Genomic DNA, 11,866 nt, shown 5'->3' on the forward strand with positions numbered 1-11,866 from the left:
CCATGCAACTCGACCACAACCAGCTGCGCGAGCTGATCGCTCTGCTCGGCGACAGCGATATCCAAGAGCTCAAGCTCGAGGGCGATGACTTCCGCCTTGAGCTGCGTCGCAACCTCCCCGGCGTCCAGCCCCAGGTGGTGATGCAGGCGGCTGCTCCCGTTGCAGCTCCAGCCCCAGCCCCTGCAGTTGCGGCTCCCTCCGCTGCTCCTCCGGCCGCACCAGCGGTTCGTAGCGATCTGATTGAGATCACCGCCCCAATGGTGGCGACCTTCTATCGCTCCCCTGCTCCGGGTGAAGCCACGTTCGTTGAGCTGGGCTCCAAGATCAACGTTGGCCAGACCGTCTGCATCCTCGAGGCGATGAAGCTCATGAATGAGCTCGAGTCTGAGGTGAGTGGCGAAGTTGTTGAGATCCTGGTGGAGAACGGCACCCCCGTTGAGTTCGGCCAGGTGCTGATGCGGGTGAAGCCCGCCTAGCCCAGTTCCTGAGCCGCCTCGAGGGCCGCGACCATGCTCTCGGAGCGCGCGAGGCCACGACCGGCAATGTCGAACCCGGTTCCGTGATCCGGTGAGGTTCTGAGGAAGGGCAGCCCCAGGCTGGTGTTGACCGCCTGGTCAAAGGCCAAGAGCTTCACGGGAATCAGCCCTTGGTCGTGGTACAGCGCCAGGAAGCCATCGGGTGCGTCTCCCCCCTGCCGCCAGGCCAGGCCCGCGCTGATCCAGCAGGTGTCAGGGGGTAGCGGCCCCAGTAGCCGGACGTCCGGGTTGCGCGCTGCCCAGTCCTGGAGGGTCGCTTCCAGCCATGTCGCCTCCTCCTGCCCCAGGCGTCCCGCTTCCCCTGCATGGGGATTGAGTCCCGCCACGGCCAGGGTCGGATCGGGGCGAAACCGACGGCAGAAGTTCAGCAAGACATCGAGCTTGGCCAGCACCCGTTCCCGGTTCAAGGCCTGGGGCACCTGCTGCAGGGGGATATGGGTGGTGGCGAGCAGGGTGTTGAGTCGCCAGCCGCTCTGGGGAGACCGGGCCGTGAAGAGCATGGAGGCCTCTTGCGCTCCGGCGAGTTCAGCCAAGCGCTCCGTTTGACCGGGGTAGTCATGGCCGGCCGCGTGCCAGTGCTGTTTGGCGATCGGGGCGGTCACGAGGGCCTTGCCGGAGCCCCCTTGCACCAGCAAGGCAGCTTCTGTCAGCCAGCGGAAACTGGCGTCACCGCTTAGGGCACTCGGAGCCCCTGGCCGGACGGGTTGCTCGAGCGGACAATCCAGCACGTCTAGCTCGGCGGGGTCGGCCAAGGGGGCCTCGCTGCAGCCCTTCAAGTGCTGGTAGCTCTCTTCGAGCCAACGGCGGCAGCCGACCAGTAGCGGTGGTTCCGCCTCACTGCTCCAGCGGGCCAAGGCTTTGAGCACGACCTCGCCACCGATGCCCGCGGGATCGCCGAGGGAAACGATCAGGCGAGGGCGCTTAGCGTTGCTGTCGCTTGGCGGATCACCCATGTTGCGTTGGCTGTTGCTGATCGGGATGGGCTTTGCCCTGGTGAAGGGTGTGCAGAACGGTTGGGTGGAGTTGCATTGGAATCGACTGTTCCACGACGCCGGGGTGCCTTTTGTGCCGCACCCAGATCAAGGTCCGGCCGGCTCCGACGCGAAGCGCATCTAAGCCTTATTCCATCACTTGAGATGGGTCTGTTCTTCCTCCCAGCTGGCGGTAAACCCCTCCCGATAGGTGGGGTAGAGCAGGCTGTACCCCAGGTCCTGACAAAGCAACGCATTGCTGATGCGCCGGTTGTCGGCCCAGAAACTGAGGGCCATGGGACTCATCTCGCCCTCGGCGTCGCGGAAGGTCCGCAGTGCCGGCAATTTGCAGCCCAGCAGATGGGCGGCAAAGCCGAGAGTTTCACTTGAGGGGCAGGGAAGATCGTCGCTGACGTTCAGGAGTGCTGGCCGGGCCTCAGGGGGCAGGCCGCAGCAGTGCAGCAAGGCCCCGACGATGTCATCCACATGGATGCGGCAGAACACCTGCTGAGGCTTGTGGATCAGGCGTGCTGTGCCCTGCTGCAGTTGCTGGAAGGGGCAGCGGCCCGGGCCATAAATGGCTGGGAGCCGAAAGCTCTGGAGCGGCAAACCGCTGGCCAGCCAGCGTCGCTCGCACTGCAGGCGGGACTGGCTGCGTCGTAGCCCTGGCTGCGTCGGACTCCCTTCATCGACCCAGCGCCCTTGGCTGTCGCCGTAGACCCCTGTGGTGGAGAGGTAGCCCACCCACTGGAGCGGCTGTTGCTGCAGGGCCTCCTTCAGCAGGTTGTAGGCGTCGTCCTCGCCGCTGCCATTGGGCGGCAGGGTGATCAGCACATGGCTGAGGCCTTCAGGCAGCTGGGGGATGGCCCCCTCCCCGGCATTGAAGTGGAGCCACTGCGCTCCCTCCCGAGCTGACCGTGATGTCAGCCAGACCTGGGCCCCCTGCGTCTTTGCCGCAGCGGCAAAGCGCTGGCCGGTATATCCCCCGCCGATGACCAGCACGCGGGAGGAGGGCTTGACACCGTGACTCGTCATGAGTACACCTGTATTACTCGTTGCTGATCGGTGACCGCATCCTGCTTCCCTGCCACTCTCGCGTCCTCCTTCGTGTCACGGGCTCCTGTGCGTGCGCGCCCCAGGCGGCGACCACAGAGACTGGGGATCGCCGGTCTGGAGCGTCGCCTGATCGGCCTTTCGGCCCTGGCGGCGATGGTCTTCGCCGCCCTGCTGCTCGCTCCGGATCAGCCCCAGGCTCAGGCGGAGATCTGCCAGCGCCATAACGGGGCTGCGGCCTGTCGGATCTGGTGAATCACGCGGCCTGGAGGTATGGCTGTATGGGGTTGAAGCCGGAGTCCGCAGCGGCGGGGGTGGGACTGCCCACAGGGCTCGCCCATTGCAGGAGGCGTAGAGCCAGGCGAAGGTCACCGTCGGTCCAGGCACGGATGGCCATGGCTCGTCGAGGGTCGTAGAACCGCTGCTGCCTGTACCACTCGAAGGCGTCGGCGTCGCTTTTCCGGCCATTGCAGGCCAGGCAAGCGGGGACGCAGTTCTCGGTCACGCTCAGCCCGCCGCGACTTTGCGGGAAGACGTGGTCAATGGATTCAGAAGGTTTGCCGCAGTAAATGCATGTTTTCCCCGTGTAAGTGTGGAGGGATTGTCTCCACCGACGAACGCGAAGTTTGGGGCACAAGTCTTCAAGGAAAACGGCATCCCTGCTGTGCATCCGAATAATTCGGTTGCTGGGAGTCTGGCCTGGGTGGCTTGGATGTCAATGTGTCGAACGATGCATTTTGCAAGGCTTATTGCAAGTGTTGCGCGGGCTCCGCGCTTCGCTAAATTATGAGTTGCTGCCCCAGCTGCGACGGCCCAGCAACGCACCGCGCGCTGTCTGATGCGGCTAGGAGCATCGGGCTCCATTGAGTTGGTGCTGCCGTTTGATGCGGTGACCCAGGCCCAGCTGCGGGCGGTTCGTCCGCGCGGGTTCTGGCGCTCAAGGCAAGGCTGTTGGGAGTTCCCGCTGGAAGCGGCCCTGGTCTTGCGCCAGCACTTCGGCCAGCGGTTCGCGATGGAGCCGCCGCTGCCTCAGTGGTGCCGCTGGCTGGAGCAGCCTCTGCCCCCGTTGCCGCCCCACCGCGAGCTGATTGCCATCGCTGGGTTGGCTGACCCCTTGCCGGATGGTCGTGAGCTGTTCGCCCATCAGCGGGCTGCGGTCCGTTGGTTGTTGGCACGGCGTGGGGCTGTGTTGGCGGACGCCATGGGGCTTGGGAAAACCCTGACGGCCTTGGTCGCCGCGCGCGCAATGGTTCGGACGGCGGATTGCCATGTGGTCGTGATTGCCCCAACGGGGTTGCATCGCCATTGGCGGCAGGAGGCGGCGGCCTTGCAACTGCAGATCACGTTGCTGAGTTGGGCGGCGCTGCCGGAGGACTTGCCGGAGGCGGGCACGATCCTGATTGCCGATGAGGCCCATTACGCCCAGAACCTGAACGCTGCGCGAACCCAGGCGTTCCTGCGCTTGGCGCGCCATCCGCGGCTGCGGGTGGCCTGGCTGTTGAGTGGGACACCGATGAAAAACGGGCGCCCGGCCCAGCTGTTTCCTTTGCTGGCGGCGATTGGGCACCCGCTTGCTCAGGATCAGCGGGCCTTTGAGGAGCGCTACTGCCTCGGCCATTGGCATGAACGCTCCGGCACCCGCCAGTGGAGCGCAACGGGGGCGACCCATCTGCCCGAGCTGCAGCGTTTGGTGCGGCCTCTGTTGTTGCATCGCCGCAAGCAGGATTGCCTGGATCTCCCCCCCAAACGGAGGCGGATGCTGCCCGTCACCCTTTCGGAGGCGGAGGGCCAGGGCTTCCAGCACCGCCTTCAGCTCAAGGTCGATGACTATCGCCGCCGCGCAGCAGCGGGTCTGGTGCGCCGGGATGCTGAGGCCTTAGCCGTGCTCACGGCCCTGCGTCAGATCGGCTCGGAGTACAAGCTGCCGGCTGCTGCTGCCCTGCTGGCCAGGCTGCAGGCCCAGGGGCAAGCCGTCGTGGTCTTCACCGCCTTTGTGGCGGCTGCCCAGTTGTTGCAGCAGCGACTGGGCGGCGCCCTGCTCACCGGACGCTTGGCGGCTGCAGAGCGTCAAAGCGTGGTGGACCGCTTTCAGGCGGGAGAGGAGCAGCTCTTGATCAGCACCTACGGGGTGGGGGGCCTCGGGTTCACGTTGCATCGCGCCAAGCATGTGGTCCTCTTGGAGCGGCCATGGACTCCAGGCGATGCTGAGCAGGCGGAGGATCGCTGTCATCGCATTGGCATGCAGGGCACCCTCGATTGCCACTGGCTCCAACTCGGGGTGGCCGATCAGTTGGTCGACGGTCTGATTGCCGATAAGGCTGAGCGGATTGCCCTGTTGCTCAGTCGCGGCCAGGCTCAGTTGGATCGCCAGCCGCTGCCGCGGATGGTTCAGCAGCTGCTTGATCAGTGGTGAGGCGAAGGCAATTGCGCTTGCGCAGATCGATCTCGTCTCGCATCAGCGCGTCGATGGGGTGCTTGCCTTGTTCCACCAGGGCGGCCGCTTTCAAGCTGTCGCGGCAGGCCTCCTGAGGCTTGCCCGCCAACTTGAGCAGTAGGGATCGCTCGTTGCGCGGCTGTGGATGCTCGGGGAAAGCCTCAACGACTGCGTCGCAGTGCTGGAGCAAGGCGGGCAGACGATCGAGATTGACGCCGCGGAGGCAGTCGTCGACCCGGGTCTGGCTTTCGCCAGGTTCAGGAGCAGCACTGCAACTGCTGAGGGCGAACCACAGCAAACCGGCCCCCAGAGACGGCGATAGCCAAGAGCGGCCCTGGGCGGTGCGGGTTGCCATCAGCCTCAGTAGGCGTAGCGGTTCACATTGCCGCCGCTGCTGCTGCCACTGCCACTGGTGATGCCCGAGCTGGTGCTCGTGCGGTTGGTGCTGTCGGGATGGGTGGACTGGCTCTTCTCCTCAGTTGTATCGACAGCTTTCACGTAGAGGTCGCCGAGGTAGCGGCCGCAGTCGTTGTATTTGCCGGGATCGGCCACCACGGCTTCCGTGATCATCACGGCCGCGTGCTCAGGGGAGGTCTTGAACACCGAAGCGCTTTGACGCTTGATCACGGCGTAGGCGGCTTTCCAGCTCACCTCATGGTTGTTGCCGCTGCTGCGCATGTAGCAATAGATCTGGGCGCCTTTGGCACCGGTCTCATTGCCGGCCAGAGCAGCGGTCGGCAGCGCAGACCAGCCCAGGGCAGCAAGCGGTAGGGCTGCAGCCAGCCGAAGCAGCCGGCCGTTGAAGGACAGGGGATGACGCATGCCGAAGCAGGGGGAAGGCATTGGATGACCCACCGTATCGATCGTTCCCCTCTGGATCCAGGGGCCGATCAATCAGCTGGCAGGGGGTGGAATGTCCCCGTGGCCAAGGAGAAGTCGGACCGCCAGGGGAAGCACCAAGAGCACCGTGATCAGGCGCACAGCGTGCAGGGCTGCGACCGCGGCACCAACGCCAAATTCAGCGCCCACCAAGCTCATCCCGCTGATGCCCCCTGGCGCCGCTCCCAGCAGGGCAATCAAGGGGTCCATGCCCAGAAGCCGACTGCACCAGAGCCCCACCACCAGGCCCGTCATCACCAGGGTGAGCGTGATCAAGAGGGCCGGCCGCCAGAGCTGTTTCAATTCGCTGAAGGCCGTCGCTGTCAACCCGGTGCCGATCACGGTGCCGATGCCGATCTCGAGAGCTGTCCGGGTGCCTACGGGCCAGTTCGCGGGTTCCAGCTTGCCGCTCATGCTCAGCAGCCCCGCCCCGAGGAGCGCGCCGGCCAAGGGGGCGGCCGGGATGCCAGTCCGGAGGGCAAGCAAGCCGCCGCTGATGCCCGCCAGTAGATAGGCCAGCAGGTGAAGGCTTGATGGCATCGCTGGGCTGCCCTGGAATCTCTTCAGTCTGCTTGGCCGCTTGGGCTTGAGAAGTGCTCAGGGCTGTGGTGTTATCGGGCCAGTTGAACCCTGGGCATGGCTGGCGAATCGGTCTCGTTTCGCATTACTCGCACCACCGAGGACCTCGCTCAAACCGTGGCGGCCCTCTCGCAGCGACTGGTGAAGCTGGAGCAGCGCCTGAATGCGATGGAGCTGCAGCTGGACCAGGTCTCCATTGTGGAGGCGCCAGACCCTGAAGAGCTCACTCGACTTGACCACGTCGAGACACTCCTGGCCGACTGCCGCAGCTTGCTCGAGGACAGCGTTGAGGTTGAGGAAGCACCCGCGTTGGTGAATCCTCACGTGGATGAGTCCATGGCTGCGTGACCCCTTGCGCCGGGGCCACAATGGAAAGAAAGCGAACCATGGCCTTTTCCAACAGCCATCGCTCCGTGCCCATTGCCCCTGCCGTCTCGGGGACCCCGGCTTGCAGCAGCCGCTCCTATGCCGAGGGCGGACATCAGCTCGAGAAGCTGGAGTTTGCCCTCGCTGTCGCAATCACCCGCGGGGATGCAACACGAGTGAGGCAACTTCGCGATCAGATCGCGGCTCTGGGCGGCAATCGCGAGGAGCCGGGTACCTAGTCCCTGCTTGGCTTTGACCCTTGAGTTTTGTCAGGGCTGGCCCAGCTTTGGGGCTCGCTCAACGTGGCGACTAATATTTAGCCAAACAAGATCAAATAAATGCCAACCAGCCAACAGGCGCCTGTAGCTGAGCGACGAGACGATTTGATGCGCGAGGCTGCAGCGTTTTCGGCTGCGGCTGAGCAGGCCGCCTCGAGCGGCGAGATTGAGCAGTCAGCGCGCGATATTCTCCGCTCCCTTGATTGTGAGCGCCGTGCAGGAAGTGTGGGGCCTCAGGTGATGCAGCTGATCAAGCCCAGAAATTGAGGCCAATAGTTCTTCCCTATTCAGCAACAGCAAGGACACAATCCTCATGTTTCGAACAGGATCGTTGGGCTGAAAAGTTTGAGAAGCGGATGACCGGGCTCGAACCGGCGACGTTCAGCTTGGGAAGCTGACATTCTACCACTGAATTACATCCGCAAATTGATAGAAATCAACTCAGATTAGAGCGGTTTGCTATCTCTAAGAAGCGTAGCAAGGGGGCCCCGCCCTGGGAGCTCCCTTGTGGTCGGCTGCTTCAGCTGGCCAGGGCCGCAGCGCAGGCTGCGACGCCAGCACCAGGGGTGCCTTTGTGCAGCCCCAGTTCCTGAAGGGTGGCTTCAATCGCTGCGACGGCGGTCAGCACATCGCGATCACAGACGAAGCCCAGGTGGCCGATGCGGAAGACCTTGCCCTTGAGGTGGTCTTGGCCGCCGGCCAGAAGGATGTCAAAGCGATCCTTGACCGTCTTCCGCAGGCTCTCGGCGTCGATCCCTTCGGGAGCCACGGCCGTAATGGCAGGGCTGCCGTAGCCCTCAGTGGCGTAGAGGGGCAGGCCAATGGCTTTCATGCCCGCTTGGGCGGCGGCGCGATGGCGCGCATGGCGGGCAAAGATTCCCTCGAGGCCTTCGGCCTGCATCATCTCCAGTGCCGCTTCCAGGGCGAAGTAGAGGTTGATTGCGGGGGTGAACGGGTTGCTGTTGGCTTGGGCCGATTTCCGGTACTTGCCCAGATCGAGATAGAACTTCGGCAGGTCGGAGCGGCTGTAGGCCTCCCAGGCCTTGTCGCTCATGGCGACGAAGGCCAAGCCCGGGGGCATCATGTAGCCCTTCTGGGAACCGGATCCGATGATGTCGATCCCCCAGGCATCCATGGGCACATTGCAAGCCCCGAGGCTGGTGACGCAGTCAGCAATGGTCAGGGCCGTGCCATGGGCTTTGACGTGCTTGGCGATGGTCTCCAGGTCGTTGATGACCCCAGTGGAGGTCTCCGAATGGGTCAAGATCACGGCCTTGATGGCCTTGCTGGAGTCGGCCTCCAGGGCGGCGCGGAATGCTTCGGGATCCAGTGGGGAACCCCACTCGGCCTTGATCACCTCCACCTCCAGGCCATAGGCCTGAGCCACCTTCACCCAGCGCTCGCCAAACTTGCCGTTATCGCCGCAGAGGACCTTGTCCCCTTTGCTCAGCACATTGATGATTCCGGCTTCCATCGCGGCGGTGCCGCTGCCGGTGATCACTAGAACGTCATTGCTCGTCTGATGCAGCCACTTCAGCTGGGCAGTGGTGCGCTCAACGATCTTTTGGAAATCCGCGCTGCGGTGGCCGATGGGGTGACGTCCCATCGACTGCAGGACGCTTTCCGGCACCGGTGTGGGGCCGGGGATCATCAGAGTCAGCTTGTCCTGCATGGTGGGTGAGCCGGGGCGATCGCTGCCCGTTGGATCAGCAGCGCAATCGACCAACATAAAAAACGGACCTCATCCTTCTCTGTTCCATGGCTGAGTGCGGCTACACCCTTCCGGTGTGGGTAGCGGCCGCAGCTGTGGCCGCCGTTCGGGAGCTTCTTGGTCAGACGTTTGAAGCGCAGGTCCCACTGCTCCTCGAGACCGTGGCGGGTCGTCAATCCACGGCGATTCCGGTTCAGGCGGCGGCCCGCTTGAGCCCGGAGCGGGCTTTGGCCACCAGTTGCTGTGATCCCGGCGAGGTTTTGGATCTCACCCGTGGCCTACAGGTCTGGGTGGAGGCCAGCTGGAATGCGGCTGGCACCGATGGGGACTGGTTGCAGTTGTTGCCCGGTGAGGGCGTGGGAGTTCACGCCGCCTCCGGTGAGGCCTGCCTCTCGGCCTACGCGCGGCAGTTGCTGGAGGTCAATCTGCGTCCACTCCTGCCCGATGGCCGGAGCCTCCGGTTGACGATCACCCTCCCGGAGGGGCGCCAACGGGCCGAGCGCACGAGCAATGCCGCCTTTGGTGTGGTGGAGGGCTTGGCCCTGATTGGGACCCAGGCCTTGGTTCAGCGCAGCGCCGCCCCCGATCAACTGGCCCAGGCCCGTCAGGAGTTGGAGCGCCGCAGTCAGGAGCCGCTTTGGCGTGGCGACCTGGTGCTGGTCTTGGGCGAAAACGGCTTGGATCTGGCCCCCCAGCAGGGGCTGCCCCCGGCGTTGTTACTGAAGGCGGGCAATTGGATTGGACCCTTGCTGGTGGCCGCGGCTGAGCTGGGGGTCCGGCGCCTTCTGTTGTTTGGCTACCAGGGCAAATTGATCAAGCTGGCGGGGGGCATCTTTCATACCCATCACCATCTGGCCGATGGTCGCCTGGAAATCCTGGCGGCCCAGGCCGTCCAGCACGGTTGTTCGCTGAACCAGATCCGGCTGCTGCTCCAGGCAGCCAGCGTTGATCAGGCCATTGCTGATTTGGCCGAGGGCGACGCAGGCCTGGCGGCGGGCCTGCAGCAGCGCTTGGCTGCGGTGATCGAGCAGCGCGCTCGCTCTTATCTGGCCAAGCATCACGACGCTGATCTCCAGCTGGGTGCGGTTCTGTTTGACCGCAGCCGCACCCTTTGCGCCCGCGGTCCTATCGGGGCCGAGCTGCTGGAGTGCTTTCAGGCCTGAGATCTAGGGTGATCCGAATGCCTGGGCCACAGCTGCTGGCCGCTCCATGTCAGACGTGACTCCAACCTCGATCGGTGAAACCAATCGTCATCCGGCGATTGTGATCCTTGATTTTGGTTCTCAATATTCCGAGCTCATCGCCCGTCGGGTGAGGGAAACCGAGGTGTATTCCCTGGTGATGGGGTACTCCACCAGCGCGGCTGAATTAAAGGCCCTGAATCCGAAGGGAATCATCCTCAGTGGCGGTCCCAGCTCGGTCTATGCCGAGCACGCCCCCAAGTGCGATCCAGCGATTTGGGATCTGGGTATTCCGGTGCTGGGTGTTTGCTACGGCATGCAGCTGATGGTGCAACAGCTGGGTGGTTCTGTTGTGGCTGCCGGCCGCGCCGAATACGGCAAGGCTCCGCTGTTTGTCGACGACCCCACTGACCTGCTCACCAACGTCGACGAGGGCTCGACGATGTGGATGAGCCATGGCGACTCCGTGGAGCGCTTGCCGGAGGGCTTTGTTCGCCTGGCCCATACGGACAACACGCCTGAAGCTGCTGTGGCTGATCACCAGCGGCGTCTCTATGGCGTTCAGTTCCACCCCGAGGTGGTGCATTCCGAATGCGGAATGGCCTTGATCCGCAATTTCGTTTATCACGTTTGCGGTTGCTTGCCGGATTGGACCACGGCAGCCTTCATCGATGAGGCGGTTGCTGACGTGCGTCGTCAGGTTGGCGATAAGCGCGTTTTGCTGGCCCTCTCTGGCGGTGTTGACTCCTCAACCCTCGCTTTCTTGTTGCACAAGGCGATTGGTGATCAGTTGACCTGCATGTTCATCGACCAGGGCTTTATGCGTAAAGGCGAGCCTGAATTCTTGATGGACTTCTTCGACAAGAAGTTCCACATCAGGGTCGAATACATCAATGCCCGCGAGCGCTTCATTAACAAGCTGGACGGTGTCACTGATCCCGAGGAAAAGCGCAAGCTGATTGGCACTGAATTCATTCGGGTCTTCGAAGAGGAAAGCAAGCGCCTCGGACCTTTTGATTACCTCGCCCAGGGCACCCTCTATCCCGATGTGATTGAGAGTGCAGGCACCAACGTCGATCCCAAAACGGGAGAGCGGGTGGCGGTGAAGATCAAGAGCCACCACAACGTTGGCGGCCTGCCCAAGGATCTCCGGTTCAAGCTGGTGGAGCCCCTGCGGCGCCTGTTCAAAGACGAGGTCCGCAAGGTCGGCCGCACCCTGGGACTTCCCGAGGAGATCGTGGGCCGCCATCCCTTCCCCGGTCCTGGCTTGGCGATCCGAATCCTGGGTGAGGTGACCGACGACAAGCTCGACATCCTGCGGGACGCCGATCTGGTGGTCCGCGAAGAAATCAAGGCCGCTGGCTTGTATCACGACATTTGGCAGGCCTTTGCGGTACTGCTGCCGGTGCGCAGTGTTGGTGTGATGGGCGATAAGCGCACCTATGCCTTCCCGGTGGTTCTGCGCTGCGTCTCCTCGGAAGACGGCATGACGGCCGATTGGTCCCGCTTGCCTTACGACCTGCTGGAGAAGATCTCCAACCGGATCGTCAATGAGGTCAAAGGGGTCAACCGGGTAGTTCTCGATATCACCAGTAAGCCCCCCGGCACGATCGAGTGGGAATAATTATTTTCTGTCTCAGGCGGTCTGGTTTTTAATATCTAACATATTGGCGGACAATGAAGGAGTAAGTCTAATCGATGAAATCGATAGCATCTTTCGGATAAAGTTGCGGACTATTTGGAAATATCAGGCGCCAAGTGACTGGGTCCCCAGTCCCTCTCATTACAAATACGAACATGGAGTTGCCTGTGTATTGACTTGTCTATTTCATGTTGACTATTTTGGAGTCCAAAGCTCGTGATTGAGGGTTGATGCGT

General features: G+C 63.1%; 15 protein-coding genes and 1 tRNA gene. 8 read left to right on the top strand and 8 right to left on the bottom strand.

From position 1 onward, the window contains the following. Positions 1-2 precede the first annotated feature (2 nt). Entirely contained in the window at positions 3-476 is a 474-nt protein-coding gene (gene accB, locus ACLM42_RS11895; RefSeq protein WP_247909813.1) for an acetyl-CoA carboxylase biotin carboxyl carrier protein, read from the top strand. On the opposite strand, the gene pdxA is transcribed toward accB, so the two are convergent. Continuing rightward, on the bottom strand, positions 473-1,489 hold the full coding sequence (pdxA, locus tag ACLM42_RS11900) for a 4-hydroxythreonine-4-phosphate dehydrogenase PdxA (RefSeq protein ID WP_415399235.1): 1,017 nt from the start codon (positions 1,487-1,489) through the stop codon (positions 473-475). The genes accB and pdxA overlap by 4 nt on opposite strands. On the opposite strand from pdxA, the gene ACLM42_RS11905 reads away from it, so the two are divergent. After that, the gene (locus ACLM42_RS11905; protein WP_247909815.1) at positions 1,488-1,652 is read left to right on the top strand and encodes a hypothetical protein; all 165 of its coding nucleotides are present in this window, start codon (positions 1,488-1,490) and stop codon (positions 1,650-1,652) included. The genes pdxA and ACLM42_RS11905 overlap by 2 nt on opposite strands. Before the next feature lie 11 nt (positions 1,653-1,663). Here ACLM42_RS11905 and ACLM42_RS11910 read toward each other — a convergent pair whose 3' ends face one another. Next, the gene (locus tag ACLM42_RS11910; protein ID WP_415399236.1) at positions 1,664-2,542 is read right to left on the bottom strand and encodes an SDR family oxidoreductase; all 879 of its coding nucleotides are present in this window, start codon (positions 2,540-2,542) and stop codon (positions 1,664-1,666) included. Between the two features lie 72 nt (positions 2,543-2,614). Here ACLM42_RS11910 and ACLM42_RS11915 point away from each other — a divergent pair, with 72 nt between their 5' ends. Further along, positions 2,615-2,815, top strand: a complete 201-nt coding sequence (locus tag ACLM42_RS11915; RefSeq protein ID WP_415399237.1) for a hypothetical protein — start codon at positions 2,615-2,617, stop codon at positions 2,813-2,815. Between the two features lies 1 nt (position 2,816). Here ACLM42_RS11915 and ACLM42_RS11920 read toward each other — a convergent pair whose 3' ends face one another. After that, positions 2,817-3,230, bottom strand: a complete 414-nt coding sequence (locus ACLM42_RS11920) for an HNH endonuclease (protein ID WP_415399238.1) — start codon at positions 3,228-3,230, stop codon at positions 2,817-2,819. 168 nt (positions 3,231-3,398) lie between these two features. Here ACLM42_RS11920 and ACLM42_RS11925 point away from each other — a divergent pair, with 168 nt between their 5' ends. After that, positions 3,399-4,973, top strand: a complete 1,575-nt coding sequence (locus ACLM42_RS11925; protein ID WP_415399239.1) for a DEAD/DEAH box helicase — start codon at positions 3,399-3,401, stop codon at positions 4,971-4,973. Here ACLM42_RS11925 and ACLM42_RS11930 read toward each other — a convergent pair. The 3 genes from ACLM42_RS11930 to ACLM42_RS11940 form a co-directional block, all read right to left on the bottom strand. Next, positions 4,900-5,349, bottom strand: a complete 450-nt coding sequence (locus ACLM42_RS11930; RefSeq protein ID WP_415399240.1) for a hypothetical protein — start codon at positions 5,347-5,349, stop codon at positions 4,900-4,902. The genes ACLM42_RS11925 and ACLM42_RS11930 overlap by 74 nt on opposite strands. A gap of 5 nt (positions 5,350-5,354) precedes the next feature. Continuing rightward, positions 5,355-5,816, bottom strand: a complete 462-nt coding sequence (locus tag ACLM42_RS11935) for a DUF6554 family protein (RefSeq protein ID WP_415399241.1) — start codon at positions 5,814-5,816, stop codon at positions 5,355-5,357. A 72-nt stretch (positions 5,817-5,888) separates the two neighbouring features. Further along, positions 5,889-6,413, bottom strand: a complete 525-nt coding sequence (locus tag ACLM42_RS11940) for an AbrB family transcriptional regulator (protein ID WP_415399242.1) — start codon at positions 6,411-6,413, stop codon at positions 5,889-5,891. A gap of 96 nt (positions 6,414-6,509) precedes the next feature. Between ACLM42_RS11940 and ACLM42_RS11945 the strand changes: the two genes are divergently transcribed. Beyond that, the gene (locus ACLM42_RS11945) at positions 6,510-6,800 is read left to right on the top strand and encodes a hypothetical protein (RefSeq protein WP_415399243.1); all 291 of its coding nucleotides are present in this window, start codon (positions 6,510-6,512) and stop codon (positions 6,798-6,800) included. A 38-nt stretch (positions 6,801-6,838) separates the two neighbouring features. Further along, positions 6,839-7,057 (top strand): hypothetical protein, encoded by a 219-nt coding sequence (locus ACLM42_RS11950; protein WP_415399244.1) that lies wholly within the window; start codon positions 6,839-6,841, stop codon positions 7,055-7,057. A gap of 390 nt (positions 7,058-7,447) precedes the next feature. On the opposite strand, the gene ACLM42_RS11955 is transcribed toward ACLM42_RS11950, so the two are convergent. Then, positions 7,448-7,519 (bottom strand) — tRNA-Gly (locus tag ACLM42_RS11955). A 97-nt stretch (positions 7,520-7,616) separates the two neighbouring features. Continuing rightward, positions 7,617-8,768, bottom strand: coding sequence for a pyridoxal-phosphate-dependent aminotransferase family protein (locus ACLM42_RS11960; protein WP_415400182.1), 1,152 nt, complete (start codon positions 8,766-8,768; stop codon positions 7,617-7,619). An 86-nt stretch (positions 8,769-8,854) separates the two neighbouring features. Between ACLM42_RS11960 and cbiD the strand changes: the two genes are divergently transcribed. Together cbiD and guaA are read left to right on the top strand one after the other, a co-directional pair. Then, a complete protein-coding gene (cbiD, locus tag ACLM42_RS11965) occupies positions 8,855-9,970 on the top strand; it encodes a cobalt-precorrin-5B (C(1))-methyltransferase CbiD (RefSeq protein WP_415399245.1) in 1,116 nt (371 codons plus the stop codon). 46 nt (positions 9,971-10,016) lie between these two features. Then, positions 10,017-11,612 carry a glutamine-hydrolyzing GMP synthase gene (gene guaA / locus ACLM42_RS11970; RefSeq protein WP_247909826.1) on the top strand — a complete coding sequence of 532 codons (1,596 nt, stop codon included), beginning with the start codon at positions 10,017-10,019 and terminating at the stop codon, positions 11,610-11,612. The last annotated feature ends 254 nt before the right edge of the window (positions 11,613-11,866 follow it).

The organism is Synechococcus sp. W4D4 (assembly GCF_047716805.1).
Taxonomy (GTDB): Bacteria; Cyanobacteriota; Cyanobacteriia; order PCC-6307; family Cyanobiaceae; genus Vulcanococcus.

Bases quoted from the DNA above. Each gene is read 5' to 3' on its own strand.
- accB (WP_247909813.1), top strand. From the start codon at position 3: ATGCAACTCGACCACAACCAGCTGCGCGAGCTGATCGCTCTGCTCGGC.
- ACLM42_RS11905 (WP_247909815.1), top strand. From the start codon at position 1,488: ATGTTGCGTTGGCTGTTGCTGATCGGGATGGGCTTTGCCCTGGTGAAG.
- pdxA (WP_415399235.1), bottom strand. From the start codon at position 1,489: ATGGGTGATCCGCCAAGCGACAGCAACGCTAAGCGCCCTCGCCTGATC.
- ACLM42_RS11910 (WP_415399236.1), bottom strand. From the start codon at position 2,542: ATGACGAGTCACGGTGTCAAGCCCTCCTCCCGCGTGCTGGTCATCGGC.
- ACLM42_RS11920 (WP_415399238.1), bottom strand. From the start codon at position 3,230: ATGCACAGCAGGGATGCCGTTTTCCTTGAAGACTTGTGCCCCAAACTT.
- ACLM42_RS11925 (WP_415399239.1), top strand. From the start codon at position 3,399: ATGCGGCTAGGAGCATCGGGCTCCATTGAGTTGGTGCTGCCGTTTGAT.
- ACLM42_RS11930 (WP_415399240.1), bottom strand. From the start codon at position 5,349: ATGGCAACCCGCACCGCCCAGGGCCGCTCTTGGCTATCGCCGTCTCTG.
- ACLM42_RS11935 (WP_415399241.1), bottom strand. From the start codon at position 5,816: ATGCGTCATCCCCTGTCCTTCAACGGCCGGCTGCTTCGGCTGGCTGCA.
- ACLM42_RS11940 (WP_415399242.1), bottom strand. From the start codon at position 6,413: ATGCCATCAAGCCTTCACCTGCTGGCCTATCTACTGGCGGGCATCAGC.
- ACLM42_RS11945 (WP_415399243.1), top strand. From the start codon at position 6,510: ATGGCTGGCGAATCGGTCTCGTTTCGCATTACTCGCACCACCGAGGAC.
- ACLM42_RS11950 (WP_415399244.1), top strand. From the start codon at position 6,839: ATGGCCTTTTCCAACAGCCATCGCTCCGTGCCCATTGCCCCTGCCGTC.
- ACLM42_RS11960 (WP_415400182.1), bottom strand. From the start codon at position 8,768: ATGCAGGACAAGCTGACTCTGATGATCCCCGGCCCCACACCGGTGCCG.
- cbiD (WP_415399245.1), top strand. From the start codon at position 8,855: ATGGCTGAGTGCGGCTACACCCTTCCGGTGTGGGTAGCGGCCGCAGCT.
- guaA (WP_247909826.1), top strand. From the start codon at position 10,017: ATGTCAGACGTGACTCCAACCTCGATCGGTGAAACCAATCGTCATCCG.